The following is a 26,994-nucleotide window of genomic DNA, read 5'->3' as shown; positions in this document are numbered from 1 at the left end:
ATGATAATAGCCCCTTCGCAATGGAAGGGGTTTTTCTGTTCGACGTTATGTATCATGCGAAAATGAATCAAACATACTACATAAAGAATAGAAACGAACGCTTGTTAAATAACCATTTTTGTTTGGATCGAAACAAAAAATAGTCTATAGAACATAAATATTTATTCATGAATATAAAAATTTAAAATTTAAGGTAGATAGGACGGGAAAATGAAAAAGATTATTAAAGTTGAAGCAGTTGAAAAACATTTTGGAAATCAAGTGATTATCCCACCTCTTTCTTTAGATATTAAAGAGGGAGAGTTTTTAACAATTTTAGGGCCGAGTGGCTGCGGGAAAACGACTTTACTTCGTATGATCGCAGGATTTGAAACTCCAACTAAAGGGAATCTTTTATTAGATGATGAAAGAATTAACGATTTGCCGCCATATAAACGTCATATGAACCTAGTGTTCCAACATTACGCACTATTCCCACATATGACAGTAGAGAAGAATATTTGTTTTGGTATGAAAATGCAGAAAGTATCAGCAGCAGAGCAGAAAGAGCGTGCTGAAGAGGCAATGCGTTTAACGCAGTTACTTGAGTTCCGTAATCGTAAACCTGCGAAGCTTTCTGGTGGACAACAGCAGCGTGTTGCAATTGCAAGAGCGATTGTAAATAATCCGCGTGTATTACTATTAGATGAGCCACTTGGAGCGCTTGACTTTAAGTTACGAAAAGACTTGCAACGTGAATTGAAAAACTTACAACGTAATTTAGGAATTACGTTCATATACGTAACGCACGATCAAGAAGAAGCAATGAGCATGAGCGATCGTATTGTCGTTATGAATAAAGGACATATCGAACAAATCGGAACGCCGAAAGAAATTTATAATAAGCCGAAAACATTGTTCGTTGCGACATTCATCGGTGAAAATAATATTGTGAAGAACGGGGAAGGCTATGTAGCAATTCGCCCTGAAAATGTAAAAGTACGTTCGGTTGAAGAACCAATTTTAAAAGAATACCATCTTGGACATATTGAAGATATTGAGTTTGTCGGAAATATGGAGAAGCTTTATGTACGTGATGAGAAAACATCAGAATTACTAATGGCATATCAAACTGCTGAAGAGGCAGCGCAGTGGAGCATTGGAGATAATGTATATGTAGGCTGGGAGCAAGAGGACGAGGTGACCTTAAATTGAAAAAAGGGAAATTACTCGCACTACCTACAGTCGCGTGGCTGTTAATTTTCTTCCTAATCCCGCTCGTATTCGTATTAGGATTCGCCTTCATGCAGCGCGGAGCTTACGGGACAGTAGAAATGCAATTTACGCTGGAGAATATATCCCGTGTATTTGATCCATTGTACTTAGGAACGTTATGGGAAACTGTTAAAATCGCAGTTATTACGACAGTAATATGTTTATTAATTGGTTATCCGTTTGCTTATACAATTACAATTGTTGACCGCAAATACCGCTCTATTCTTTTATTATTGGCAACGATCCCGTTTTGGATTAACTTTCTTGTTCGTTCATACGCATGGATTGTTATTTTACGTTCACAAGGTCTTGTGAATACGTTGTTATTAAAGCTTGGCATTATTAGTGAACCGTTAAATTTATTATATAATACTCCTTCTGTAATACTCGGAATGGTCTATTCTTTATTACCATTTATGATTTTACCAGTGTATGCAGCAATTGAGCAGCTGGATAAGCGTAAGCTAGAAGCGGCTTATGATTTAGGAGCAACACCAATAAAGGCATTTTGGAATATAACAGTGCCGATGACGATGTCAGGAATTGCGACTGGTTCTATTTTAGTATTCGTTTCTTCTATCGGAATGTTTGTTGTATCAGACGTGATGGGCGGATCGAAAGTAGCATTAATCGGAAACGTTATTCAAAATCAATTCTTAGGTGCACGTGACTGGCCGTTTGGATCTGCGTTATCGATTATCGTTGTTCTATTCTCTGTTCTGTTAATTTACTTATATTATCGTGCAACGAAAGTATATAAATATAATGAGAACGGAGGGGAATAGGCAAAGATGAAGAAGTTTTTAGTTTCTTATTCTTGGTTAATTTTGTTATTCTTGTATTTTCCAATGATGGTTTTAATGGTCTATTCTTTCAACGACTCTCGCATTAATGCGGAGTGGGAAGGTTTTACATTCCATTGGTATACAGATTTATTTCAAAAACAAGATGTTATTGATGCATTTGTAAATAGTATTACGATTGCAGTTATAACAACGATTGTGACAACGGTACTTGGTGTATTCTTTGCAATTGCTTTACATCGTTATAAATATCGTTTCGAAGGGGCTATTAATGGCCTTGTATATTTACCAATTTTAATTCCTGATATTTTAATGGGATTATCTTTACTAATTCTTTTCAGTCAGTTAGGAATGGAACTTGGACAAACAACGATTATTATTGCACATATTACATTTAGCATTTCGTTTGTTGTTGTTATTTTAGCTGCGCGTCTTTCAAGTATGGGACGTGACTTAGAAGAAGCTGCAAATGATTTAGGAGCAACACCTTGGCAAACGTTTCGTTATGTAACGTTCCCAGCAATTGCACCGGGAGTTATTTCAGCAGCATTATTAACATTCACATTATCAATTGATGATTTTGTAATTAGTTTCTTCGTATCAGGACCAGGATCAACAACATTGCCACTATACATTTACAGTATGGTTAAGCGCGGAGTATCACCAGAAATTAATGCTCTTTCTACAATTTTAATTGTGGCTATCGTAGGATTAATGGTTCTATCTGAAATCTTCCGGAACAAAGGTGCAGATGGTGAAGAAAACTCTGGAGGACACCTTCCTTTATAATACGAACGATATAGAAAGTACAAGGGGGTAATAAACAGATGAAATTAATGAAAAGAATAGCTGGCGTAGCAATTAGCTTTAGCCTTGTTGCTGGTGTGCTTGCTGGTTGTGGTGAAAAGAAAGAAGAATTAAATATTTATAGCTGGGCTGACAATTTTGATGAGCAGGTGCTAAAAGATTTTGAAAAGAAATATAATGTGAAAATTAACTATGACAAGTACGCAAGTAATGAAGAAATGCTTGCGAAATTACAAGCTGGTGGCGCAAAGTATGACTTAATCCAGCCGTCTGATTACATGGTTAAAACAATGGCGAAAATGGACTTATTAGCACCGTTAGATAAAAAGAATATCCCGAATATCGAAAACATGGTTTCTAATTTTAAAACACCTGCGTTTGATCCAGAGAATAAATATTCTTTAGTGTACACTTGGGGTGTAACAGGGATTGCATACAATAAAAAGTATGTGAAAGAAGCACCTACAAGCTGGGCTGACTTATGGAATGAGAAATATAAAGGACATGTAACGTTACTAAACGATTCTCGTGAAGTATTAGGAATGGGTCTTAAGAAGCACGGGTTCTCAAACAGTACGAAAGACGATGCACAATTAAAGACAGCAGCAGATGATTTAAAGAAGCTGCTTCCAAACTTGTTAGCGTTTGATACAGATAACATTAAACAAAAATTCATTACAGAAGATGCTTGGATCGGAACAGTTTGGTCTGGAGATGCAGCATTTATCGCAAAAGATAATAAAGATGTAGAATATGTTGTACCAAAAGAAGGCGGCACAATTTGGGCTGATACGTTAGCAATTCCAAAAGGTGCAAAACATAAAGCGCTTGCTGAGAAATTTATGAACTACTTACTAGATGAAAAAGTAAGTGTGAAAAACTACGAATCAATTGGTTACAGTAATCCAAATGAAAAAGCTCATCCTCTTCATAGTAAAGAATACCGTGATAATCACATGATTTTCTTAACGAAAGAAGAGTTAGATCGTACAGAATGGCTTGTTGATGTGGACGATAAGTTAAAAGACTATGATCGTTACTGGACAGAGCTAAAAACAAAAGGTAAATAAGTAAGGAAATGCGGTTTCTAAAGTAGAAATCGCATTTTTTCATAGTAGGAGGAAATCGTTTGAAGAAGAAGTTACATCAGTATGAGCTAATGTGTATCGGTTTGTTATTTGCTGTATTTGGTATTGTTGCTTGGCGCGTACATGCAGGTGGCGTTACAGTGATGGATACATATGTCCGTGGATTAGTAAGAGGGCTGCAAACGGAAAGTTCTCTTACATTTTTCTCGTACTTTACAAAATTGGGATCAGCAATTGGGATAGTCGCTACGCTCGTTATAAGTTTGCTTGTTTTTTGGAAGAAGCGTTATTATGCTGCGATGATTGTATATCCAATGGGAATTTTAATAACACATCTTGTGAATAAAGGGATAAAAGAGATTGTAAAGAGAGAACGTCCGTCATTAAATGAAGCGCTAGATGCACTTGGATATAGTTTTCCTAGTGGACATGCAATGTTATCGATTATGACATTTGGATTTCTTACTTATATCATTGCTGCTAATTTGAAAAGCGTAGCTGGCAAATGTGCCACAACGATTTTGATGGGTATAGTAATTGTATCGATTGGATTAAGTAGAGTCATTTTAAATGTACATTACCCAACTGATATTTTAGCTGGTTACTGCGTAGGTGGTATTTTGTTAATTATGGCGATTTACTACCATCGTTTACTTACTGAGAGATTAGGGCTTAATAAAGAGAGATAGAAAGAAAGACGTCTGGAAAAACTATCATTATAGTTTTCCAGACGTTTTTTGTTTATATCAAGATGTGATACAGTATAAGTGACAATTGAATCATGTAAAGTAGGTGAAAATGTGTGAAGACAAATGTACATAAAGTTGATAAGTGGGGGAAGTTAGGAGCCTTTTTGTATCAGTTCCGTTATACAGTAATTGTAGCGTTACTGTTGCTCGCAATCGCACTTGGGATTTTTGCTCCAAAGCTACCGGGAGTATTAGGTGGTGATGGTTTCCAAACGGAAGGCGACTATCAAAAAACGAAAGAAATTTTAGATAAAGATTTTAAGAAGTCTCAAGATACGCTTCTGCTCGTTTTTGAGAAAAATAAAGATGCTTCGCATGAGGAATTTAAAAAGCGAATAGATGAAATTGTAAAGAATGTTCAAGAGAAAGAGAACTATGAATCTTTCCATCACCCAATCCAAAATAAAGAAATGCTACAAGATGACATCGGTTATGCGACAATTTTATTTTCCGGGAAAACAAATAAAGAAAGAATGGAAAAGACATTACAATTTGCTGATGAGATTGAGAAAGAAAGTAATGTAGCATTAAAAGTAACACCTACAGGATTTCCGAAAATTAATCAAGAGATTAATGAAAGAACGCAAAATGATTTAAAAGTAGCAGAAATGATTGGATTACCAATTGCGTTTCTTGTATTACTATTTTCGTTTGGTAGTCTTTTGGCATCAATTTTACCGATTTTGAATGGGGCGCTTAGTGTTATTAGTACGATGGGGATATTGTATTTCATCGGTGTTGATAAAGAACTATCTATTTTCGTGTTAAACGTTGCACCGATGATTGGACTTGCATTATCTATTGATTTTGCGCTATTATTTGTGAACCGTTTTCGAGAGGAAGTTGCTAAACGAACGGTAAAAGAAGCGATAGCAATTACATATCAAACGGCAGGACGTGCGATTGTATTTTCAGGATTATGCGTATTTGTTGGGTTATCCGGTTTGTTTTTCTTTAAGATAGATTATATTCAATCTGTCGCGATTAGCGGAATGATTGTTGTCATTATGAGTATTTTATTCTCACTCACACTTCTTCCAGCACTATTATCGTTAATCGGTAAAAGAATATTAAAAAAGAATCAAGTAGCACATACGCCGGCAAAAGCATGGCGTAAATTTGCAAAATTTGTGATGAAACATCCAATTGCAATGATTATTGTTGTTACAACATTTATTGTTATTTGCTTATTACCGTTACGTACAGCTAATTTGCAGTTCCCTGGTGTTGAAGCTTTACCTGAAAAGAGTGATACAAGGATTGCATATGAAAAGTATGAAGAAGTATTTAATGAAACTGTCAAAACACACGCTGATGTTACGTTAGTTGTAGAGACGAAAAAAGATATGAAAGAAAAAGAAAGTCTACAAAAGATAGAAGAAGTCGTTCAAAAGTTAAAAGATGATAAGAAAGTACATGAAGTAAGAAGTTTATACGACGGGTTAACTGGAATGAAAGCAGATCAAGTTGTTGGAATGTTGCAGTCGCCAGAATCAGCGAAACTAACTCCTGTATTTGAAGCATACACGCAAGGGAATAAGACGACGATAGAAATCTTTTTGAAAACAAAACCACGTACAGAGACTGCAAAACAGTGGGTGCGTGACTTTAAAAAGAACTATAAAGAAACGGATGTTACTTATTATCTAGGCGGAATGACGACGTTTCAACAAGAATTAGAAGATGAAATTAAAGATAAAGTAGTAATTGGTATGTCTGTTATATTTGGATCGACCTTTGTTATATTATTATTTGCATTCCGATCTATACTCATTCCAATTAAGGCAATTGTTATGAATATACTTAGTTTAAGTGCAACTATTGGAATTGTTGTTTGGTTATTTGAAGGTGGTCATTTCGGTTTAGAAGCGAGTCCGGTTCTGTTTGTCTTACCAATCTTCATTTTTGGCCTCGTATTTGGGCTTAGTATGGATTATGAAGTATTTCTTATTTCACGTATTCATGAGCTCTATGAAGAAACAGGAGATAACGATCAAGCAACGTTAGAAGGGCTCGTTTCAACAAGTAGAATTATTACATCAGCTGCTTTAATAATGATTGTTGTAACTGGTGCATTCGCATTTACTGATATTTTACCAGTAAAGCAGATGGGTCTTGGCGTTGCATTAGCAATATTTCTTGATGCAACAATTATTCGTCTTATGCTCGTACCAAGCTTAATGAAGTTATTTGGAGACTGGAACTGGTGGTTACCATTTCGAAAAAAACGAGAAAAATCATTGTAAAAAATGCTCATCATATTGATGAGCATTTTTTATGAATAGCAAAGCCTACATTTTGCAAATAGTATGTGATAAGAACATTACATAATAAGTAGGTGAAGGCAATGTTTCGTTATTTTAAGTTTAAGTTAAATGATACAGTACAGTTTGCCGAGAACGATGGGCATATGTATCGCATTGTCGGTTATCGGTTAGAAAAAGGATTTTATCCAAAAGATGAATGGACTCATATCATTTATGAACTACTTAGAGAATTTGACGGGTATACGATGGATGCAGAAGAGGAAGAACTTGTAAAGGTCGTTCAAGTAGAGGATGAGTATTACAAAATACAAGAAGTATCAGGTTATCGCTATCCAGTAAAAATGAAACAAAAACAACAAGTAATGAAAATAGAAAAGATGGACGATTTATTAGATGCTTACAATGACTATAAAAGGTTGGCGGATTTCTTTAAAGATTTATCGTATGAACAAAAAGCTGAAGAAGTATTGTTAGAAATGAAAAGACTTAGAGCTTGAGGGGCAGTCTATTATAAGACTGTCCTCTATTTTTGACAGTGCATCCAAGCATGTTTTCCGTTACAATGAGAGAATCAATAGAAATAAGGTGATAAACAGTATGGAAACAAAGAAAAAGGGCGAATGGTGTGAAATTACTGTTCCAGCTAAATGGAATGGTATAAGTATTGAATCGGTATTAAAAGTAGAATGGGAAATACCGAAAAAGCTATTACATCAGCTTCGTATGGAAAAAGGTGTTACGGTTAACGGGGAACAAAGAAGATGGAATGAGCTTTTAAAAGAGAACGATAAGTTACAAGTCCATATGTTTGCGGAGGAAGAGTACGGTGTAGATCCAGAATATGGCGAATTACATGTAGTATACGAAGATGATCACGTACTCATCGTAAATAAACCAGAGCAAATGGACACACACCCTGCTGAAAAAGGTGGAACCGGGACGCTTGCAAATCTTGTTGCTTTTCATTTTCAAATGCAAGGTTTAGAGACGAAGGTGCGTCATATTCATCGTTTAGATAAAGATACGACAGGTGGTGTCGTGTTTGCTAAGCATAGAATTGCTGGTGCAATTATGGATCGTCTATTAATGGAAAGAAAAATTAAAAGGACGTACGCAGCGCTCGTTGAAGGGAAAGTAAAGAAGAAACAAGGAAAGATTGATGCTGCTATTGGAAGGGATCGCCATCATGCTACAAGGCGTCGTATTTCTCCAAAAGGTGACCAAGCTATCACATATTATAAAGTAGAAAAGTATTTTAAGAAGCAAAACACGACTTTCGTAACATTACAATTAGAAACGGGTAGAACACATCAAATTCGTGTTCATATGAGTCATAATGGTAATCCACTAGTTGGGGATGTATTATATGGTGGACAAACAAAATATATGTCCAGTCAAGCATTGCATGCAATGAAGATAAATTTCTTGCATCCAATTACGAAAGAAGCGATTGAAGTTGATGTGCCGTTTCCTACAAAGTTAAATAATAAAATAAAAGAATTTCAAAAAGAAAATGCGTAAAGTATAAGTTTTAACTTGAAAAAAGTAGATTTTTGCAGGGATTTCTCTAAAAGAAGCGAAGCCGTTAAGAGAAAAGAGAGGTGAGAATCGCTTGATCAAATATAAGTATGTACTTGGAATATTTTTCGCTTGTCTTTTACTTACACTATGTTTTTATCCCTATTTACCAAATCGTATGGCAGTACATTGGAATGTAAATGGTGAGCCAAACGAGTTTATGAGTAAACAAATTGTTGTAGCATTTATTCCCTGTTTTATTATTTTTTCATATGGATTTTTGTATATTATTTCACATAATATATTTAAGTTTAATGAAAGAGAGCATGGTATTATAGGCGGATTTATAAAGAAAATTACATTATTTATATTGTTTATTCATATGCTTATCCTCTTTATTAATTTTGGGGATTTAATATCCTTTCAAACAGGATTAACGATTGGGATTAGTATGTTTCTTTTTATGCTGAGTAAAGAATTTAAGAAAATAAAAGGCAAAGAAAAAGAAAAAGAAAAAGACCCAATTAAATTACAAAAAATTCGTTTAGTGAGTAGACGGATTTTTCAAGTGATGGCATGTGGCATATTGTTTTCATTGTTTTTGAACTTAGAGTGGGGATTTTATGTATTGCTTAGTGTAATAAGCTGTGGATCTATGTTGTTTGTGTTATATATTTTCTATTCATACATAATAGAAAGCTATGAAACTTAAAAAAGAGTCTTCTCATTATGAGAAGACTCTTTTAATCTATTTACTTCGTAATAAATTGTTGTGTCCAGTAGTTGCCGCTTTCTACATAACCAACACCGATGTGAGTGAAGCCGTTATTTAAGATGTTTGCACGGTGTCCAGCGCTGTTCATCCAAGCTTGTACTACTTCTTCAGGTGTACGTTGGCCTTGAGCGATGTTTTCACCTGCAGATGTATAAGAAATGCCAAATTTCTTCATCATGTCAAACGGAGACCCGTATGTAGGGCTGTTATGATCAAAGTAGTTGTTTTTTTGCATATCTTCAGACTTAATACGTGCTACTTTGCTTAATTCAGTATCGATTTTTAGTGCTGGTAAGCCTTGTTTTGCACGCTCAGCGTTTGTTAATTCAACAACACGTTGTTCAAACTCGCTTAAAGATTTTGCTTCTTCAGCAGGCTTTTGCTCAGCTGGTTTTTGTTCAGCAGGTTTTTGAGTATTGTTGTTTTCAGCAGGCTTTTGAGCTTCTGGTTTTTGAACTTCTTCAGCAGGCTTTTGCTCGGCAGGTTTTTGCTCAACTGGCTTTTGAGTTTCTGGCTTAGCTGTTGGTTGCTCAGTTACAACATTTTCAGTAGGTTGTTGACCAGGAATGAAGCAGTTTGGTTGGAAGTTTCCTTGTTGCCATTGTGCTAATGATTCAACTCCCATAGATTGTAAGAATGCTTGTAATTCTTGTTGGCTCATTTGTTTCATCATTACTTTTGAATGCTGAATATTTTGAACCTTTACGTTAGATGGTTGTACTGTTGCAGCTTGTGCATCTAGAGAAGATACTCCTAAAGTAAGAGCTGTTGCAGCAGCTACAGATAATAAAACACGCTTTTTCATGATGTGTGTCCCCCTATATAAAGTTTTAATTTGTTTTCACACGATTTGTTTTTGACAGCCTGTCTGACTGACAAATTCATCGTAGCATACAATTTGCGAGAAAAAAGATGGAAAAAAATTCATAGACTTTAAAATTACCTAATTTATCCTAAGAGAAGAAGGGCGCAAAAATAAGAGAAATATAGAGTATAAAAGGAATTTATAGTGTTTTTATACTTGGTTTTAAGAGGGGGTTTTTGGATAAAGTTACCTAAATAGAAAATGAAGAATCCCATTGTATCAATGGTTTGAACGTTTTTTTGAGGAATATAATGGATTAATTTTTACAAAAATGTAATGTTTCTGTTGTTCTTTTTTATAATAAAGTAACATATTTTTAATGTTGTAGCAGACAAAAAAGCGGCTATCTCTTTACATAGACGAAGGAGATAGCCGTTTTCCTATTATTACGTATGTTACGAGTTAGTTTCAATTGCTTCTAATAATAAATCCACAATGTGAATTCCTCTCATTTTATGAGAAAGCCCTTCTCGCTCAATACCCAATTTCATTTGTAATAAACAACCTGGATTTGCAGTAACAATGGTTGCTGCTTCTGTTTCATGCACACGGTCCATTTTGTAATCTAGAAATTCCATTGATAACTCTGAATGAACAATATTGTAAATACCAGCAGAGCCACAGCAGCGGTCGGCATCTTTCATTTCTCGATATGTTGCACCTTGGATAGCCTCTAGTAACATACGAGGTTCAGAAGATGTGCGCATAACATTGCGTAAATGACAAGAGTCTTGATACGTAATAACTTGCGGCGTGAGTCGTAAGTCAGTTCGCTTATGGAAGTCTAGTTCTACTAGTATAGCAGTAATATCTTTAATTTTAGAAACAAACTGCTTAGCACGTTCAGCCCAATCCGGATCATCTTTTAAAAGATAATCATAGTCTACGAGATAAGCCCCGCAACCACCTGCATTCGTAATAATATAGTCGATGTTTAAATCTTCGAATGCTTTTATATTTCGCTTTGCTAATTCTTTTGCTCCACTCTTTTCACCAGCATGTCCATGCAATGCACCGCAGCAACTTTGTGTTTTTGGAATAACGATATCACAACCAGCTAATTGAAGAAGTTTCATCGTTGCGTTATTTGTTTCTAAAAACATCGTATCCATTAAGCAGCCTGTGAAGAATGCAACTTGTTTTTTCTTTGTACTTTCTGCAGGTAAAAATGAAGGACGATCTTTCATGGCTTTCATTTTAGGGACTTTTGGTAAAACGAGATCCATCGTTGCAAGTGTTTCAGGGAATAACTTCATAATCCCTGTTTTATGTGTTAGCGTTTGTAAACCAGAACGTTGATAAAATCCGATTAGTCCAGTTAATGTTCTCATTCGATTTTGATGGGGGAATAGTCCTTCAAAAACGACTTTTCGAACAGCTTTCACTGGCACTGAGAATTTTTTATTTTGATTAATAATATCACGAGCTTCTTCTAATAAATGTCCATAATTTACACCAGATGGACAAACAGGTTCACAAGCACGGCAACCAAGACAAACGTTTAATGTATGTTCAACATCTTCATCTGGTTCGATTAAACCATCAACGACTGCTTTCATCAATGCGATACGTCCACGCGGTGAATGTGACTCTTTATATCCGGATTGAATGTAGGTAGGACAAGTAGGTAAACAAAAACCGCATCGCATACAGTTTAGTAATTCATCTTCACTTAATCGTGCTTTGAATTCTTTTTGAATATTTTTTTTATTTAATGTGGTCATCGCTCAACCACCACTCTTTTTCGAGTGTCTTTCGCGAACATTTTTCCAGGATTCATAATGTTATTTGGATCGAAAGCTTGCTTTATTCCTTGCATAGCTGCAATACCTTCTTTACCTAATTTCATTTCTAAATATGGAGCTTTCATTGCACCAACACCATGTTCACCAGTAATTGTGCCACCAAGTTCAATTGCTTTCGCAAATATTTCAGCAAAAGCTTGCTCAGCTCGGTGCATTTCTTCTGCATTACGAGCGTCTGTCATACAAGTTGGATGTAAATTACCATCACCAGCGTGTCCAAACGTACAAATAGGAATATTATATTTTTTTGCAATGGCATTAATAGCTTCAACCATCGGAGCGATTTGTGAACGTGGTACAGTCGCATCTTCTAATATTGTAGTAGGTTTTAATCGTGCGAGCGCTGATAGAGCACTACGGCGAGCGGTACGAAGCGCATCTGCTTCTGTTTCGTCTTTTGCAATACGAACATCAACTGCATTCATAGAGCGGCAAACATTAGCCATGTTTTCAATATCTCGATTGACTACTTCGGGAGGGCCGTCTTGTTCAATTAATAAAATTGCTTTTACATCTGTAGGTAAACCGATTTGCGCAAACTCTTCTACTACTTCAATTGTCGGTTGGTCTAAGAACTCCAGTGTTGCTGGAATGATTTTATTTGCAATAATAGAAGAAACAGCACGTGCAGCTTCATTAATATCTTCATATAGTGCAAGCATTGTTTTCTTTGTTTCAGGCATAGGAACAAGTTTTAATATAGCTTCTGTTACCACGCCAAGTGTTCCTTCAGAACCGATAAATAAACGAGTTAAATCGTAACCAGCTACATCTTTTGCTAATTTACCACCAGTGCGAATAATATCGCCATTTGGTAAGACAAGTTCAAGCCCCATTACATAATCACGTGTTACGCCGTATTTCAAACCGCGTAATCCACCTGAGTTTTCATTAATATTACCGCCGATTGTAGAAATTTTCATCGAGCTTGGATCTGGTGGATAAAATAAACCTTTTTCTTCTACCGCTTTAATAATATCAAGTGTAATGACACCAGCTTGTACAGTAATTGTTAAGTTTTCTTCATCAATTTCTAAAATATTGTTCATATGGCGGAAAATAAGGACGATACCGCCTTCAAGTGGACATGTTCCTGCGCAAAGGTTTGTTCCAGACCCGCGCACATACACAGGAATTTTGTGAGTGTTACATATTTTTAACACTTCAGCTACTTCATTTGTATTACGAGGAGCAATGACTGCATCAGGCATTGCTTGGAAGTTTGGAGTAGCATCATAACTATAAGTTAAACGCCCCATATTGGATGTATCTACATTATCTTCGCCAACAATAGATACGAATGAATGAATAATTTGTTTTTCTAACATTGGAAATCCCCCTCAAACTGTTAACGTGTTTAGTTATAATAAACAACGTGGTAACAGTGCTTTCATTATAATGATAAAAAAGTCGAGGGATTCTTTCTATGTATAATCATCTAAAGATTAATCTATTTTATCGTTCTTTTTTATATGATTATCCAATAGGAGAAGTGCGAAGTATAAAACGTTTAAGTCTTTGAATTGTTTTGGATCAAGTTCTGTATGTTCTTCAATCTTTTTTAGCCTGTAATGTAATGTGTTAATGTGTATATGTAATTGTTTAGCCGTCTGTTTATAAGATTGGTTATAATCGATAAATAAGCGTAAAGTGTGCATAAGCTCAGGAAATGATAATAAGTTTTCGATGGTACGTTCTAGAAATTGTTCACGCGTTTCGGCAGAAATATCTTGTAAACACATTTCTAAACGTAAATCTTCATTAAATACAATTTTTTTCGTTTCCAATGATACAGAAAGAGCACGTAATGCTTGTTCGTAACATATGCTCATATTGTTTGAGGTGACTGTTTGTCCAATCCCGATATATAAAGAAATAGAAAATAAAGTTTCGCAGTCGTGTTTTAACCGTTTTAAAAATTGATAAGTTTGCTCTTTTGAGCTCGTTGCTGTAAATAAAATAAAACGATCATTTCCCCAACGAACAAATAGATGCTCTTTTGTTAAAATATTACGTATGTGTTGCCATATTTTACGCTGGAGCATCGTGTCATTTTTGCCAATAGAAAACAAAATAAGTTGTTTTTTCTTATATAAATCAATGCCAAGTGTTTTGGCGCGATCAAGAAAACTCGGGGACCACTCTGTATTTTGAAGCCAATCAAAGACAAAAGCTTCATAAGAACGGTGCTCAAGTTCTAGTTGCTCTAAAAAGTAGTTTTCATGAATTAATAATTCGGTCATCTTACGCAATATTTCTCCGTAGCGTGAAATATTTTCAGGTTCTCCTGTAATCCCAATGACACCAATTACTTCATCATGAAATAATAAAGGAAGATTCATCCCAGCCTTTACACCTTGCAATCGCCTTTCATCTTCTTTTGTAATGATGACGGTTTTCTTTTGTTTGGCGCAGCGGAGTGCACCTTCATGAAATTGACCAATTCTTTCTGTATCTGTACTTGCGATAATAACGCCTTCTATATTAATGATAATAATATTTTCTGTAATTAGTCTGCGTACTTCTCGTACAATTTTATTCGCTAAATCAGGAAATAGCATAATTGACACACCTCAAATTCTATTTGTTGTACATTATATATGTAAATTGAGTAAGAAAGGGAAATTTCACACTTTCCACACATTTATTTGTTATTTTACAATTATAACGAAATCATCCGAAGATGGAGGGAATCTTTTGAGAAAGTATGTTTTTCTTCTCTGTTTTTTATTTCTACTAGTAGGGTGTCAAGGAAGTTCATATACACCAATTGCTAAAGATAAAAATGTTATTATAACTACGAATATAAAAGAAGGCAGCATTAGTTTTATTGATAAAAAAGATAAAAAGTTAATTACGACATGGGAACTAAATGAGCCAATGGCCGGAATCACACTGCTTCCAAATGGCGATGAAATACTTGTATACGGTAAGGAATTAGAATATATGTATGTATATTCACTAGCGGAAGGAAGGCAAGTGGGAAAATATAAAACTGGAAAGGGCATTGTAAATGTGGTGGTATCAGCAGATAAAAAACAATTATTTGCTGCTGATCAAAATGTTCAAAAGGTAAGGTTCTTTACGATAAATGGGAAAGAGACAGGAAGTGTTTCAACAGGAAAAGGGCCTATAACGATGGTAGAGTATCAGAATCGGTTATCTGTACTAAACTTTTATGATACGAAACTAACGACAATTGATACGAAGAAAAAAGAAGTTATTCAATCCTTTATGATTCCGCCAGCATCAACAGGAGCGACGATTAGTCCTGATGGGAAAGAAATATGGATTGGCGGACATGGTGATGGAAATCAAGTAAATGAGAAAGTGTTAGTGTATTCTTTACAGAGTGGAGAAATGGTGCGTTCTTTACACGCTCCATTTATGCCTGTGAATATAACGAAGGATAGTAAGTACGTATATGCACTCAGTCATGGATCGAATACACTTAGAAAGTTTGATATTAGCACATATAAAGAAATAGCTTCTGTAGAAGTAGGGTCAAATCCATTTGCATTTTTTGAGAGCGGAGCAGAAGGGTATGTAGCCAGTTATGATAGTGATGAAGTGTGCGTTATAGATATGAAGAATTTGAAAATAAAACAAACAATTAAAGTCGGAAAAGGACCGTTTCAACTCATAGAGAGGGAAGGGAAGGACAATGAATAAATATAGAGTGCTAGTTGTAGATGATGAAAGTGATATGAGACAGCTTGTTGGAATGTATTTGGATAACTTTGGATATGAGTGGGGAGAAGCTGAGAATGGAAAAGAGGCTCTTAAAAAACTAGAAACGGATCATTATGATTTCGTTGTATTAGATATAATGATGCCAGAAATGGATGGACTTTCAGTTTGTAAAGAAATTAGAAAAACGTCAGATGTGCCGATTATATTTTTAACGGCAAAAGGTGAAGAGTGGAATAGGGTGAACGGCTTACGTATGGGAGCAGATGACTATATTGTAAAACCGTTTAGTCCTGGTGAATTGGTTGCCCGTATGGAAGCTGTGCTAAGAAGATATACAAAGCAAGAACAGCAAGAAGAGATTCAATTTGGACCAATTCTTATCAATGAAAAAAGTAGACGAATAGAGGCGGATGGTGAGCCGATTTCTCTTACTGTAAAAGAGTTTGATTTATTATATTTTCTTTGCCAACATACAGGACAAGTATTTAGCCGGGAGCAATTACTTGAAAAGGTATGGGGATATGATTATGCCGGAAGTACAAGAACGGTAGATACGCATGTGAAAACGATGCGCTTGAAGCTTGGAGAAAGTGGAAACTACATTCAAACTGTTTGGGGTGTAGGCTATAAATTTGAGGTGTAACGTATGTTTACGATGGTACAAAAACTTTGGCTTACAGTAGTATGTGCAGTATGTGTAACAGTGTCCTTTCTTTATTTCGTATCTTTATACTCGTATGAAAAATTATACGTTGATAATTTAAAAGCTTCGTTAGTAATGGAAGGAAAAAGTCTTGCTGCTCAATATGATAAGCGTGAAGGAATATCAACTTTTGAAGAGAAAGTAAGATCGTTTGATCAAATATCTAGTTCAGACGTTATTTTCGTGTCTAATCCGCGTGATTTAAGTGCATGTTTGCCTTTTGATGTGCATCATCATTCTCTTATAAGTGAAGGAGATAGGCAAACGCTATTAGACGGGAAAACTGTGACGAAAATAGGATATGAAGAACATTTTGACCGTAATATTATGGGGGTTGTCATCCCTGTATTGGAAAATAAAAAATTAGTCGGAATTGTCTATTCGTATATTCCTTTAAAAAGTATAAAAGATTTAATCTATGATATGGGTCTTATTTTAGCACCGTTAGCAATTGCTATGATTTTAATTACGATATGGGTTGGAAGGAAAATTATAATTGCAATTACGAAGCCACTTTCGCAAATGGAGCGGGTTGCAAATCATTTGGCTACGGGAGATTTTTCGGAGCGGATTACAGTTTCTTCAGAGGATGAAATTGGACGATTAGGAAAAGCATTTAATAAAATGGCAAATTCATTAGAAACAGAAGATGTAAAGCGTAAGGAATTTTTAGCAAATGTTTCGCATGAACTTAGAACACCACTTAGTTATATAAAAGGGTATAGCGAGGCTATTTTAGATGGTGTTGCAAAGGGACCACAGCAGGAAAAAGTAACGCAGCTAATTCATAAAGAAGCAGGTCGTATGCAGCGTCTCGTTCATGACTTGTTAGACTTAGCACAATTAGAAGGTGAGCACTTTCCGTTAAAGAAGCAACCTATCGTTTTTTCACAGCTGATTGAAGACGTATTAGATACGTATGAGATTAAGTTTATAGAAAAGGAAATTCATATTTCAACCAATTTAAATCCAGAGGTCATTGTCATGATTGATGAGGATCGTATGCAACAAGTGCTTCATAATGTGTTAGATAATGCGATACGGTATACAAATCAAAAAGGAAATATCGTTATAACTTTAGAGCAAATCGATGATTACTGTGAATTAAAAATAAAAGATACAGGAATTGGTATTGATATAGAACATTTGGAGAATCTTGGAGAACGCTTTTACCGAGTTGATAAAGCGAGAAGTCGTCAACACGGTGGAACAGGTTTAGGCCTTGCTATTGTGAAACAAATTGTTCATATACATGGTGGACAGTGGAAAATTGAAAGTGAAAAAGATAAGGGAACAACGGTTATTATTAAACTGAATGTACAGGATGAGGGGAGCATGTTCTAATTTTTAGGACATGTTCTTTATATTGAAGAAAATATTTATCCCGCTATTCGCCGGGCAGTAAGACCTTCACCTCAAAATTCAACGGAAGCAAAGAAGTTAGGTGGAGGCCCTGCTGCCCGTAAAAGCCCGATTGGTGAGAGCTAATAATCAGTGGGCGATGAACAAAACCCCACTGATTAAAGTTTCACTTTACACGCAAAATATAAATTAATATATAATAAATATCGAAAATTTGACTATTTTATGAACAAAACATTTGTACTTCTTATCAATTCGGTCTAAAATAGTTATGATGCAAAGTTTTTATAAATCGTTTCAATTGTTGTTTGGAAGATACTGAGGTGATTTAACTGGAGTACAAATCTATTAAACCGAAAAAAATTTACGAAGAAGTATCTGAAGCTATTTTAACAATGATTAAAAATGGTACGTTAAAACCTGGTGACAAACTACTCCCTGTGCATCAATTAGCTGAGCAGTTTCAAGTTGGCAGATCTGCTGTTCGTGAAGCGCTAAGTGCGCTAAGAGCGATGGGCTTAATTGAGATGAAACAAGGAGAAGGTACATATGTGAAGAACTTCGATTCTTCTTCATTAACGAAATCATTAAACAATAGATTATTAATGAAGAAAGAAGATATTTTGAATTTATTAGAAGTACGAAAGGTGCTTGAAGTGGGGGCAGTTCGAGTAGCGGCGGCAAAACGTACGGAAGATAATTTACAAAATATGAAACATTGGTTAGATGAAATGGCAAAGAGCATTGGAGATGAAAAGGCTGGCGAAAAAGCCGATTTTCAATTTCATATGGGAATTGCAGAGTCTTCGCATAATAACATTTTGCTTGAACTCATGAATCATGTTTCAGAGATGATTGCTGAAACAATTGGTGAATCAAGACGCATTATTTTATATGGTGAACAAACGACATCAGAACGACTTATAGAAGAGCATCAAGTTATATATGATGCGGTGTTAAAACAAGATGTAGAATTAGCGCAGCAAGCAATGCTAGATCATTTAACAAATGTAGAACATATTGTCACAGGTAAAAACGATATACATTCGTAATTTAATCTTTTAAAAATTTAATTTTCTGATAAAATAGAGAAAGATTAAGTAAGCGTTTTCTTTAGAAGAGGGAGAGGATAGGCCATGGTTGAGCCTATTTCTTCTCTACTAAGTCATCTGATGACCATATGTTTGTTGGTGAAGTTGTAAAAAGGGGGAGTAATAGTTATGAAAGTTACTTTATTTGTTACTTGTTTAGTCGATATGTTTGAAACAAATGTCGGCAAAGCAACAGTTGAAGTGTTGGAGCGTTTAGGTTGTGAAATTGAATTTCCAGAAGCACAAGTTTGTTGTGGGCAGCCTGCTTATAATAGCGGCCATGTAGAAGCAGCAAAAGAAGCGATGAAACATATGATTGAAACTTTCGAAGATGCAGAATATATTGTTACGCCATCTGGTTCTTGTGCGACAATGTTTCATGAGTATCCGCATGTTTTCAAAGATGATCCCAAGTGGGCTAAACGTGCACAAAAAGTTGCTGATAAAACTTATGAATTTACACAGTTTATTGTAGATGTTTTAAAAGTTACAGATGTTGGTGCAAGTTTACCAGGGATAGCTACTATTCATAAATCATGTCATATGACGCGTATGCTTGGAGTAAAAGAAGCACCAGGAATTTTATTATCAAATGTAAAAGGATTAACTGTGAGAGATTTGCCAAACGTGCAAAATTGTTGCGGGTTTGGGGGAACGTTTTCAGTTAAGATGACTCCAATTTCTGAGCAAATGGTAGACGAAAAAGTAGATAGTGTCATGGAAACAGGTGCAGATTATTTAATCGGTGCAGATTGTGGGTGTTTGTTAAACATTGGCGGACGTATTGAGCGTTTAGGAAAAGAAGTAAAAGTAATGCATATTGCTGAGGTACTGAATAGTCGCTCATGAAGGGGGAACATAAGCTATGTCTATGAAAATCAGTGAGAAAAAATTTAATGATCGCGTTGGTGATGGAATTCAAGATTCGTTTATGCGCGGAGCGGTATCTTCTGCACAAACGCGTTTATATACGAATCGCTTAAAAGCTGCAGATGAATTAGGAAACTGGGAAGAGTGGCGTCAACTAGGTGAACAAATTCGTCAACATACGTTAGAAAATCTGGATTATTACTTAATGCAGTTAAGTGAAAATGTATCAAAAAGAGGCGGACACGTATACTTTGCGAAGACGAAAGAGGAAGCTGCAAAGTATATTCAAGACGTTGCCAAAAAGAAACAAGCGAAAAAAGTAGTAAAATCAAAGTCGATGGTAACAGAAGAAATCAGTATGAACCATGCGCTTGAAGAGATTGGCTGTGAAGTGTTAGAGAGTGACTTAGGAGAGTATATCTTGCAAGTAGATAACGATCCACCTTCACATATTATTGCACCTGCACTTCATAAAAATAGAACGCAAATTCGCGATGTATTTAAAGAAAAGCTAGGCTATGAAAATTCTGATGACCCGTATGAAATGACAAAGTTTGTTCGTAAACAACTTCGTGAGAAATTTATGGATGCAGAAATTGGTGTAACTGGTTGTAACTTTGCTGTTGCAAATACTGGTTCTCTTTGTTTAGTAACGAATGAAGGTAATGCCGATCTTGTCATGTCGATTCCGAAAACACAAATTGCAGTAATGGGTATGGAACGTATGGTTCCGACAATGGAAGAATTAGATGTTTTAGTTGGTTTACTATGTCGTAGTGCAGTAGGTCAAAAATTAACAAGTTATGTAACAGTAGCAGGACCAATTCAAGAAGAGGAAGTTGATGGACCTGAAGAATTCCATTTAGTGGTTGTTGATAATGGTCGCTCTCAAATTCTTGGATCTGAATTCCGTTCCGTATTACAATGTATTCGTTGCGCTGCTTGTGTTAACGTATGTCCTGTATATCGTCACGTTGGTGGACATTCATATGGATCGATTTACTCAGGACCAATCGGTGCGGTATTAACACCGCTTCTAGGTGGATATGATGATTACAAAGAGCTTCCTTATGCCTCTAGTTTATGCGGAGCATGTACAGAAGCTTGTCCAGTAAAAATTCCATTGCATGATTTATTATTAAAACATCGTCAAGTTATCGTTGAGCAAGAAGGACGTGCTCCACTTGCAGAAAAATTAGCAATGAAAATGTTTAGTATGGGTGCATCTTCAGCAGCTTTATATAAAATGGGATCAAAAATGGCGCCAGCAGCAATGAGTCCATTTACATCTGGTAACCGTGTATCAAAAGGTGTTGGGCCACTTAAAAACTGGACAGATATTCGTGAATTCCCAGCTCCAAGTAAAGAACGATTCCGTGATTGGTATAAAGATCATAAGAAAGGCGGGGACAAATAATGACAGGATTAATTCAAAACCGTGATGCCTTTCTAGATAACATTGCAAAAGAACTTGGGCGCGCGCGTAAAACAGAAGGTGTAGAGCGTCCAGTATGGAAAAGTAATGTGAATATAGAAACGTTAAAAGATTATTCACAAGAAGAATTACTAGAAGTGTTTAAAAAGCAATGTACAAACATTCATACAACTGTAGTAGAAACGACAAATGACAGTTTAGGTGAAGACCTTCAAAAAGTAATTATGGAAAACGGCGGGGGACCTATTTTATTATCAGCAGATGAGCGTTTTGATGCATATGGTTTAACATCTTTATTTAAAGAAGAACTTCCAAAGCTAGACGTTGAAGTGAACGTATGGGATCCAGAGAGAAAAGACGAAAATATGCGTTTAGCTGAAAAAGCGAATATTGGTATTGCATTTAGTGATTATACATTAGCTGAATCTGGTACAATTGTTGTACAAAGTCATAAAGGGCAAGGACGTTCTTTACACTTTTTACCGACTGTATATTTTGCTATTATTCCACGTGAAACACTTGTGCCTCGTATTACACAAGCAGTTCAGGATATGAACTCACGCGTAGAAAATGGGGAGACAGCGGCATCTTGTATTAACTTTATTACAGGGCCAAGTAACTCGGCTGACATTGAGATGAATCTTGTTGTCGGAGTACATGGACCATTAAAAGCAGTATATTTCATCGTATAAAAGAGGGGAAAGCAGGCCGGAAAATGGCCTGCTTTTTTAGTAGAATAAAGGATAATATGAAGTAGAAGTTCTCTCCTTTTTTTGCTATGTTTTTTTGGAAAGGAGAGGAAGGGATGTTCACTTATTTATATGCACTGTTAGCAGGGATGGTGTTTGGTTCTTTTTTTATGCTAGTTGCAATAAGGGTTCCATTAGGTGCGTCTATCATTACCCCGCGTTCACATTGTTATTATTGCAAATATGTACTAAGGCCAAAAGAACTAATCCCCATCATTTCATTTTATATACAAAGAGGCTGTTGTACGAATTGTAAGAAGAAAATTCCAATTATGTATGTAGCATTTGAATGTATAACAGGAAGTATATTTCTTCTTACCGTGTATATGATTGGAATAGAACGAGAACTTATTATCATTTTATCCCTTTTTTCGCTACTTCTTATTATTTCGGTTACAGATTACTTATATATGTTAATTCCTGATTGTATTTTAATTTCGTTTGCCGTTTTACTCATTCTTGAAAGTGTTTTTGTACAATTAGTTACTTGGACAGATAGTATAGTTGGTAGTGGTGTTATATTCCTTTTGTTATATTGCATGCAAAAGATATATCCAGAAGGGCTTGGCGGAGGAGATGTAAAACTACTTTCGTTACTTGGTTTTATAGTAGGAGTGAAGGGAGTTTTTATCGTTTTATTTTTAGCATCTTGTTTTAGTCTTTGTTTTTTTGGGATTGGTATCGGATTAAAACGTATAGAAGTACGAAAGCCAATTCCATTTGGTCCTTTTATTAGTCTTGGGGCAATGTGTTATGTATTAGCCGTTTATTCAAATTAGAGAGGGAATCGAAAATGAACGTATATATGGATGATCAAAGAAGTTGCCCGTTCGGGTATGTGCCCGCAACTACAGTAGAATGTGCCTTGCAAATGGTTCGGGATTATGATGTGAATATTCTTTCCCTTGATTATAATATGGGCTGGGGAGCAAAAAATGGACTAGATTTTGTAGAAGCTTTTTGTACAGAGGGATTATATGTAAATGAAATTCACCTTCATACGAATGATGTCATCGGTATGCATAAGATGAAACAGAGAATGGATAAGGGAAAGGAAGAGGGAGAAATTAATCCTCACCTTGTAGTTAAATACGTGGGAAGCTAAAAACTCCAAAGTAAAATTTTGGAGTTTTTAATGTTTCATATGTGCTTGTAAAGGAATAATCTCTTCTTGTTGAGCTGTTGGGATTTCAGTTTTTTCCTGTTGAACGTCAGGTGTTTTCTTTGTTAAGTAGTGGTATACCATACCGACAAATACTGATCCACCAATAATGTTACCGATTGTAACAGGAATTAAGTTATGAATAGCACCTGAAAAAGAAATTGTCTCAGGATGCGGTGAAACTAAAGATAAAGCAAAGAGTGATAAGTTTGCAATACTATGTTCGTAACCAGATAAGAAGAATGTGAAAACAAGTAGCATCATGACCATTATTTTTGCTGTGTCACCTTTAACCTGAGAAGGTAAGAAACAAGCAAGACATACGAGCCAGTTACATAAAATAGCTTTAAAGAATAACTGCATCGTAGGTGTGTTCATCTTTCCTTCAACGACTTTACTCATTAAGTGACCATGATCAATTGCTTCGAAAATTCCAGTTGCGTAAAATAGTAAGGCAAAGAATAACGCGCCGGCTAAGTTACCTGCATAACAAGCAACCCAGTTACGAAGTGTATCAGAAATCGTTGTTTCTTTTCTTAAAGTTGCTACAGTAAAGTACATTGTGTTTCCAGTAAACAATTCAGCACCGCCATATATAATAAGTACGAGAGCAATCCCGAAAAACATAGAAGCAGCTAAATACGTTGCTGGTGAATCTGCAATGTGAAAAAAGTTACCTAATTTAAAACATAGTACAATAATAAAACCGATATAAATACCCGCAAGTGCAGCACGAATGAAATATTGCATTGGGTTTGTATCTAGTATTTTCTTTTTGTTTTTAGCCAGTTTGACAACATAATCTAGTCCTTGTTCTAGCATGAGTAATACGCTCCTTTAGTAAATCTTCTATAAATACTTCTTATATGAATAAAGTACATGGAATTGTTCTCACTTTCAATAAGTTTGTGCAATGTTTCACAAAAAGGACATACATGCATTGAGAAAACGTTTACAAAAGGTAGTATAATGGAATTTTTTCTGGACATTGAGAGGAAGAACGGAAAAAGAAAAAGCGCTGTAATTACAGCGCTTTTTCGTCTAAATTCTTTTCTACTTTTACTTCTACTTCTACTTCTTTTGAGAAGAACCAACCACCAACTGCGATTCCGACTAATACAATCCAGAATGTAAGCTTCCACGGAGTGGATTCTGGGAATGAATGTGGTATTACATTTAATGCAGGGTGTGCTAATGTATAAACTGCTAGCTTCACACCAACCCAACCTACAATTAAGAATGCTGCAGTTTCAAGTCCTGGTTTACGTTTTAAAATCTGTACGAAAGCAGTTGCTGCAAATCGCATAATGATTAATCCGATAAGTCCACCTACAAAGATAACAACGAATTGCCCAGTATCAAGACTACCAATTGTACCTAATCCTGTTTTTGGTAAAGTCATTGCTAGTGCAACAGCAGCTAAAATTGAATCAACTGCGAAGGCGATATCAGCGACCTCAACTTTAAATACAGTCCACCAAAAGTTCTCTTGTTTTTTCTTTGCTTCTTTTTCTTCTGTTTCTTCATCTGTATTCTTTTTAACATATGTTTTAAATAAGTGATTACCAGCGATAAACATAAGGTAGATGGCACCGATTGCTTGCACTTGCCATACATCGACTAAGAACGAAATCATAAATAACGATCCAAATCGGAAAACAAATGCCCCCGCTAATCCATAAAATAGTGCTTTCTTTCGTTTTTCTTCTGGTAAATGTTTTACCATAATTGCAAGAACAAGAGCGTTATCAGCCGCTAAAATCCCTTCAAGTGCAATTAGGATGAGTAATACCCAACCATACTCCAATAATAATGATACATCCATGTACATTCTCCTCTCATTTCTATAAGTTCTAAATAAGTGAAGAATTTCCCCACTATTTAGTTTCCCCATACTCCTGCCTATTAACTTTGGAAGAATCTGGAACTGAATACAAAAAAGACCTCTGCCGTTAATAGGCAAAGGTCTTGCTAGACATATGTAATAAAAAATGCCAACAAAGCCGGAAGAACTAAGTTCTACGTAATGACGACTTTGTTTCCAAGAAATATTCTTGGACGCTACTCCCCTTTGGAGATATGTTATTGTATTCTCATTATATGGATAATTTATACGGTTGTCAACCTGTTAAAATATCTTCATTCGGATATTTTATTTTCCGGTTCTTTTTACGAGCAAATGAAAAAGCCAATGTTAAAGGACCCATTTTCCCAAAAAACATCATAAAGATAATAATAGCTTTTCCGATTATAGTTAAGTGGGGTGTTAAATTCATACTGAGGCCAACAGTCCCAAATGCTGAAAATACTTCGAAAGCACTCATCAATAGAGGAACTCGCTCAGTAATACTCAAAATTAAAATAGCAAAAAAGATAAATGAAATGGAAATAATAGTAATGGTTAATGATTTGACAATGAGAGTATCTTTAATGGATTTTTTAAATACGACAATATCCTCTTGTTGTTGTAAAAATTTAAATACGCCAAAAAATATGATTAAAAATGTTGTTAACTTAATCCCACCACCAGTTGAAGCGCTACCAGCACCAATAAACATAAGGAGCATCATTAATAGGAGGGAAGGTTTTGACAATGTAGAAATATCAACTGTATTAAACCCGGCAGTTCGCGTTGAAATTGCTTGAAAATAAGAGCCCAATCCTTCTTCAAATGGGGTAAAACCTCTCATAGAAAGGGAGTTATGGAACTCGAATATAAAAATAAAAAGGGTAGCAATAATGTTGACGATTAGAGTAGAAGAGAGCATAAGTTTTGAATGTAGTGTAAGGTTTTTAAAGTTTTTCTTTCTTTTTATGTCTACGATTACTGTAAAACCAATTCCACCTAAAATGATGAGAGAGGAAATGACGAGATTGACAAGAATACTATGAGAATGGGACATTAAATTATCGCTCCACACAGAAAAGCCAGCATTGTTAAAGGCTGAGATTGAATGGAAAAAACTATAATAGATCCCTTTCGTAACCCCGTATTTTGGTACCCATTCAAAAGAAAGAATTATAGTAGCGATACATTCGACTGTAAAAGAGAATAAAAATAATGCTTTGGCAAGACGGATGACGCCGCCGATATTCGTTTGGTTTAATGCTTGTTGCAGTAAAATCCGATTTTGAAGACCAATTTTTCTTCCAAGCATAATCGCAATTAAGACAGCAAAGCTCATAATGCCCAGTCCGCCTACTTGTATAAGTGTTAAAATGACACATTGGCCAAATAAGGTAAATACTTTCCCAGTGTCTACCACACCAAGCCCTGTAACCGTACAAGCAGAAACGGTTGTAAATAAAGCATCTAGCCATGAGATAGACGTTGTTGTAGCAATTGGCAACTTTAATAAGCATGTACCGATAAGTGATAACATAATAAAAGCCAATGTAAGAACACGGGGAGGACTCATGCGAATATTAATCCGTTTCATGTTACGTATCGTTCCTTTCAATTTGCTTTTACTAGTATGTGAAAAAGTACGATTATGTATGTTAAAAATAGAAAGAGGCAGAGAATATCTGCCCCTAAGCCATATGTTATATTATTATCCACGTAGTTGTTGTTGAGCTAAAGCAACAAGACGTTTTGTTACTTCACCGCCAACTGAACCGTTAGAACGAGATGCTGTATTAGATCCTAAGCTTACACCAAATTCTTGTGCAATTTCATATTTAAATTGTTCAAGCGCTTGTTCTGCACCTGGAACTAATAATTTGTTTGTTTTTACCATGTTGATACACATCCTTATGAGTAGTCCAGTTCAGCTAAGTTCTTATCTAAACTGGTAACGTTATTTTATGTGGAAACGACGTACTCATACGCGGAAGTAATCGGTGCGATTAGAAGTTCTTGGATAGAAAAAAGAGTAGCAAATTTGTGAACTGCACCCCAATTGTTAGACACAGTCTAACAATTGGAGGTGCAGTTTTTCTATGGCTAAATTTACAGCTGATGAAAAAATACAAATCGTTCTACGTTATTTGAACGG

General features: G+C 35.6%; 26 protein-coding genes and 1 riboswitch. Of the genes, 18 read left to right on the top strand and 8 right to left on the bottom strand.

The window, feature by feature from the left end; translation table 11 throughout:
* The first annotated feature begins 210 nt into the window (after positions 1 to 210).
* The 9 genes from potA (at position 211) to ACTFO4_RS20560 (ending at position 9,198) form a co-directional block, all read left to right on the top strand.
* Positions 211 to 1,194 (top strand): spermidine/putrescine ABC transporter ATP-binding protein PotA, encoded by a 984-nt coding sequence (gene potA / locus ACTFO4_RS20600; RefSeq protein WP_000720333.1) that lies wholly within the window; start codon positions 211 to 213, stop codon positions 1,192 to 1,194.
* Positions 1,191 to 2,039 carry a spermidine/putrescine ABC transporter permease PotB gene (potB, locus tag ACTFO4_RS20595; protein ID WP_000715500.1) on the top strand — a complete coding sequence of 283 codons (849 nt, stop codon included), beginning with the start codon at positions 1,191 to 1,193 and terminating at the stop codon, positions 2,037 to 2,039. The genes potA and potB overlap by 4 nt, the downstream gene beginning before the upstream one ends.
* 6 nt (positions 2,040 to 2,045) lie before the next feature.
* Entirely contained in the window at positions 2,046 to 2,846 is an 801-nt protein-coding gene (gene potC / locus ACTFO4_RS20590; RefSeq protein ID WP_000714192.1) for a spermidine/putrescine ABC transporter permease PotC, read from the top strand.
* Between the two features lie 38 nt (positions 2,847 to 2,884).
* The gene (gene potD, locus ACTFO4_RS20585) at positions 2,885 to 3,934 is read left to right on the top strand and encodes a spermidine/putrescine ABC transporter substrate-binding protein PotD (RefSeq protein ID WP_061456930.1); all 1,050 of its coding nucleotides are present in this window, start codon (positions 2,885 to 2,887) and stop codon (positions 3,932 to 3,934) included.
* A gap of 59 nt (positions 3,935 to 3,993) precedes the next feature.
* A complete protein-coding gene (locus ACTFO4_RS20580; protein WP_000727782.1) occupies positions 3,994 to 4,641 on the top strand; it encodes a phosphatase PAP2 family protein in 648 nt (215 codons plus the stop codon).
* A 113-nt stretch (positions 4,642 to 4,754) separates the two neighbouring features.
* Positions 4,755 to 6,947 carry an MMPL family transporter gene (locus ACTFO4_RS20575; protein WP_078420616.1) on the top strand — a complete coding sequence of 731 codons (2,193 nt, stop codon included), beginning with the start codon at positions 4,755 to 4,757 and terminating at the stop codon, positions 6,945 to 6,947.
* Between the two features lie 101 nt (positions 6,948 to 7,048).
* A complete protein-coding gene (locus tag ACTFO4_RS20570; protein ID WP_000490301.1) occupies positions 7,049 to 7,465 on the top strand; it encodes a hypothetical protein in 417 nt (138 codons plus the stop codon).
* A 100-nt stretch (positions 7,466 to 7,565) separates the two neighbouring features.
* Complete coding sequence (locus tag ACTFO4_RS20565) at positions 7,566 to 8,489, top strand: RluA family pseudouridine synthase (RefSeq protein WP_000448348.1); 924 nt, start codon at positions 7,566 to 7,568, stop codon at positions 8,487 to 8,489.
* Between the two features lie 91 nt (positions 8,490 to 8,580).
* Complete coding sequence (locus tag ACTFO4_RS20560; protein WP_078420615.1) at positions 8,581 to 9,198, top strand: DUF1648 domain-containing protein; 618 nt, start codon at positions 8,581 to 8,583, stop codon at positions 9,196 to 9,198.
* A 40-nt stretch (positions 9,199 to 9,238) separates the two neighbouring features.
* Here the strand turns inward: ACTFO4_RS20560 and ACTFO4_RS20555 are convergent, their stop codons facing one another.
* From ACTFO4_RS20555 to ACTFO4_RS20540, 4 genes are all read right to left on the bottom strand, one after another.
* Positions 9,239 to 10,066 carry a CAP domain-containing protein gene (locus ACTFO4_RS20555; RefSeq protein ID WP_000747596.1) on the bottom strand — a complete coding sequence of 276 codons (828 nt, stop codon included), beginning with the start codon at positions 10,064 to 10,066 and terminating at the stop codon, positions 9,239 to 9,241.
* Positions 10,067 to 10,521: 455 nt separating this feature from the next.
* Positions 10,522 to 11,850, bottom strand: a complete 1,329-nt coding sequence (locus tag ACTFO4_RS20550; protein WP_440014468.1) for a (Fe-S)-binding protein — start codon at positions 11,848 to 11,850, stop codon at positions 10,522 to 10,524.
* On the bottom strand, positions 11,847 to 13,259 hold the full coding sequence (gene glcD / locus ACTFO4_RS20545) for a glycolate oxidase subunit GlcD (protein ID WP_061456935.1): 1,413 nt from the start codon (positions 13,257 to 13,259) through the stop codon (positions 11,847 to 11,849). The genes ACTFO4_RS20550 and glcD overlap by 4 nt, the downstream gene beginning before the upstream one ends.
* A 117-nt stretch (positions 13,260 to 13,376) precedes the next feature.
* On the bottom strand, positions 13,377 to 14,501 hold the full coding sequence (locus tag ACTFO4_RS20540; RefSeq protein ID WP_135277693.1) for a CdaR family transcriptional regulator: 1,125 nt from the start codon (positions 14,499 to 14,501) through the stop codon (positions 13,377 to 13,379).
* Between the two features lie 127 nt (positions 14,502 to 14,628).
* On the opposite strand from ACTFO4_RS20540, the gene ACTFO4_RS20535 reads away from it, so the two are divergent.
* The 9 genes from ACTFO4_RS20535 (at position 14,629) to ACTFO4_RS20495 (ending at position 22,939) form a co-directional block, all read left to right on the top strand.
* The gene (locus ACTFO4_RS20535; RefSeq protein ID WP_440014469.1) at positions 14,629 to 15,603 is read left to right on the top strand and encodes a YncE family protein; all 975 of its coding nucleotides are present in this window, start codon (positions 14,629 to 14,631) and stop codon (positions 15,601 to 15,603) included.
* Positions 15,596 to 16,267 (top strand): response regulator transcription factor, encoded by a 672-nt coding sequence (locus ACTFO4_RS20530; protein WP_001046396.1) that lies wholly within the window; start codon positions 15,596 to 15,598, stop codon positions 16,265 to 16,267. The genes ACTFO4_RS20535 and ACTFO4_RS20530 overlap by 8 nt, the downstream gene beginning before the upstream one ends.
* 3 nt (positions 16,268 to 16,270) lie before the next feature.
* Complete coding sequence (locus ACTFO4_RS20525; RefSeq protein WP_000494796.1) at positions 16,271 to 17,671, top strand: sensor histidine kinase; 1,401 nt, start codon at positions 16,271 to 16,273, stop codon at positions 17,669 to 17,671.
* Between the two features lie 380 nt (positions 17,672 to 18,051).
* Positions 18,052 to 18,741, top strand: coding sequence for a FadR/GntR family transcriptional regulator (locus ACTFO4_RS20520; RefSeq protein ID WP_440014470.1), 690 nt, complete (start codon positions 18,052 to 18,054; stop codon positions 18,739 to 18,741).
* Between the two features lie 168 nt (positions 18,742 to 18,909).
* A complete protein-coding gene (locus tag ACTFO4_RS20515) occupies positions 18,910 to 19,629 on the top strand; it encodes a (Fe-S)-binding protein (RefSeq protein WP_000869148.1) in 720 nt (239 codons plus the stop codon).
* Between the two features lie 16 nt (positions 19,630 to 19,645).
* Positions 19,646 to 21,067 (top strand): LutB/LldF family L-lactate oxidation iron-sulfur protein, encoded by a 1,422-nt coding sequence (locus ACTFO4_RS20510; RefSeq protein WP_000061935.1) that lies wholly within the window; start codon positions 19,646 to 19,648, stop codon positions 21,065 to 21,067.
* Positions 21,067 to 21,777, top strand: coding sequence for a LutC/YkgG family protein (locus tag ACTFO4_RS20505; protein WP_017673691.1), 711 nt, complete (start codon positions 21,067 to 21,069; stop codon positions 21,775 to 21,777). The genes ACTFO4_RS20510 and ACTFO4_RS20505 overlap by 1 nt, the downstream gene beginning before the upstream one ends.
* Before the next feature lie 113 nt (positions 21,778 to 21,890).
* Positions 21,891 to 22,613, top strand: coding sequence for a prepilin peptidase (locus tag ACTFO4_RS20500; protein ID WP_410990377.1), 723 nt, complete (start codon positions 21,891 to 21,893; stop codon positions 22,611 to 22,613).
* Positions 22,614 to 22,627: 14 nt separating this feature from the next.
* Positions 22,628 to 22,939: a cyclic-phosphate processing receiver domain-containing protein gene (locus ACTFO4_RS20495; RefSeq protein WP_001103764.1), complete on the top strand. Its 312-nt coding sequence runs from the start codon at positions 22,628 to 22,630 to the stop codon at positions 22,937 to 22,939.
* Between the two features lie 27 nt (positions 22,940 to 22,966).
* Here ACTFO4_RS20495 and ACTFO4_RS20490 read toward each other — a convergent pair whose 3' ends face one another.
* The 4 genes from ACTFO4_RS20490 to ACTFO4_RS20475 all read right to left on the bottom strand — a co-directional run bounded on the left by ACTFO4_RS20490 (position 22,967) and on the right by ACTFO4_RS20475 (position 26,736).
* Positions 22,967 to 23,818, bottom strand: a complete 852-nt coding sequence (locus ACTFO4_RS20490) for a formate/nitrite transporter family protein (protein WP_000893023.1) — start codon at positions 23,816 to 23,818, stop codon at positions 22,967 to 22,969.
* A gap of 202 nt (positions 23,819 to 24,020) precedes the next feature.
* Positions 24,021 to 24,821 carry a TerC family protein gene (locus ACTFO4_RS20485; protein WP_069355266.1) on the bottom strand — a complete coding sequence of 267 codons (801 nt, stop codon included), beginning with the start codon at positions 24,819 to 24,821 and terminating at the stop codon, positions 24,021 to 24,023.
* A 90-nt stretch (positions 24,822 to 24,911) separates the two neighbouring features.
* Positions 24,912 to 25,078, bottom strand: a riboswitch (yybP-ykoY riboswitch).
* Between the two features lie 38 nt (positions 25,079 to 25,116).
* Entirely contained in the window at positions 25,117 to 26,436 is a 1,320-nt protein-coding gene (locus ACTFO4_RS20480) for a TrkH family potassium uptake protein (protein WP_078420613.1), read from the bottom strand.
* A gap of 114 nt (positions 26,437 to 26,550) precedes the next feature.
* On the bottom strand, positions 26,551 to 26,736 hold the full coding sequence (locus tag ACTFO4_RS20475) for an alpha/beta-type small acid-soluble spore protein (protein WP_000241212.1): 186 nt from the start codon (positions 26,734 to 26,736) through the stop codon (positions 26,551 to 26,553).
* Positions 26,737 to 26,994 lie beyond the last annotated feature (258 nt).

The organism is Bacillus cereus group sp. MYBKT14-1 (assembly GCF_051915185.1).
Classification (GTDB): Bacteria; Bacillota; Bacilli; order Bacillales; family Bacillaceae_G; genus Bacillus_A; species Bacillus_A cereus.
Note: the sequence above shows the minus strand (reverse complement) of the source record. Positions and strands in the feature narration are given on the sequence as shown.

What these genes read in the sequence shown, in the direction of transcription:
- ACTFO4_RS20550 (WP_440014468.1), bottom strand. Translation starts at nt 11,850, where the DNA reads ATGACCACATTAAATAAAAAAAATATTCAAAAAGAATTCAAAGCACGA.
- ACTFO4_RS20505 (WP_017673691.1), top strand. Translation starts at nt 21,067, where the DNA reads ATGACAGGATTAATTCAAAACCGTGATGCCTTTCTAGATAACATTGCA.
- ACTFO4_RS20490 (WP_000893023.1), bottom strand. Translation starts at nt 23,818, where the DNA reads ATGCTAGAACAAGGACTAGATTATGTTGTCAAACTGGCTAAAAACAAA.
- ACTFO4_RS20515 (WP_000869148.1), top strand. Translation starts at nt 18,910, where the DNA reads ATGAAAGTTACTTTATTTGTTACTTGTTTAGTCGATATGTTTGAAACA.
- ACTFO4_RS20530 (WP_001046396.1), top strand. Translation starts at nt 15,596, where the DNA reads ATGAATAAATATAGAGTGCTAGTTGTAGATGATGAAAGTGATATGAGA.
- ACTFO4_RS20475 (WP_000241212.1), bottom strand. Translation starts at nt 26,736, where the DNA reads ATGGTAAAAACAAACAAATTATTAGTTCCAGGTGCAGAACAAGCGCTT.
- potA (WP_000720333.1), top strand. Translation starts at nt 211, where the DNA reads ATGAAAAAGATTATTAAAGTTGAAGCAGTTGAAAAACATTTTGGAAAT.
- ACTFO4_RS20510 (WP_000061935.1), top strand. Translation starts at nt 19,646, where the DNA reads ATGTCTATGAAAATCAGTGAGAAAAAATTTAATGATCGCGTTGGTGAT.
- glcD (WP_061456935.1), bottom strand. Translation starts at nt 13,259, where the DNA reads ATGTTAGAAAAACAAATTATTCATTCATTCGTATCTATTGTTGGCGAA.
- ACTFO4_RS20495 (WP_001103764.1), top strand. Translation starts at nt 22,628, where the DNA reads ATGAACGTATATATGGATGATCAAAGAAGTTGCCCGTTCGGGTATGTG.
- potD (WP_061456930.1), top strand. Translation starts at nt 2,885, where the DNA reads ATGAAATTAATGAAAAGAATAGCTGGCGTAGCAATTAGCTTTAGCCTT.
- ACTFO4_RS20565 (WP_000448348.1), top strand. Translation starts at nt 7,566, where the DNA reads ATGGAAACAAAGAAAAAGGGCGAATGGTGTGAAATTACTGTTCCAGCT.
- ACTFO4_RS20525 (WP_000494796.1), top strand. Translation starts at nt 16,271, where the DNA reads ATGTTTACGATGGTACAAAAACTTTGGCTTACAGTAGTATGTGCAGTA.
- ACTFO4_RS20555 (WP_000747596.1), bottom strand. Translation starts at nt 10,066, where the DNA reads ATGAAAAAGCGTGTTTTATTATCTGTAGCTGCTGCAACAGCTCTTACT.
- ACTFO4_RS20485 (WP_069355266.1), bottom strand. Translation starts at nt 24,821, where the DNA reads ATGGATGTATCATTATTATTGGAGTATGGTTGGGTATTACTCATCCTA.
- ACTFO4_RS20500 (WP_410990377.1), top strand. Translation starts at nt 21,891, where the DNA reads ATGTTCACTTATTTATATGCACTGTTAGCAGGGATGGTGTTTGGTTCT.
- ACTFO4_RS20480 (WP_078420613.1), bottom strand. Translation starts at nt 26,436, where the DNA reads ATGAAACGGATTAATATTCGCATGAGTCCTCCCCGTGTTCTTACATTG.
- potC (WP_000714192.1), top strand. Translation starts at nt 2,046, where the DNA reads ATGAAGAAGTTTTTAGTTTCTTATTCTTGGTTAATTTTGTTATTCTTG.
- ACTFO4_RS20570 (WP_000490301.1), top strand. Translation starts at nt 7,049, where the DNA reads ATGTTTCGTTATTTTAAGTTTAAGTTAAATGATACAGTACAGTTTGCC.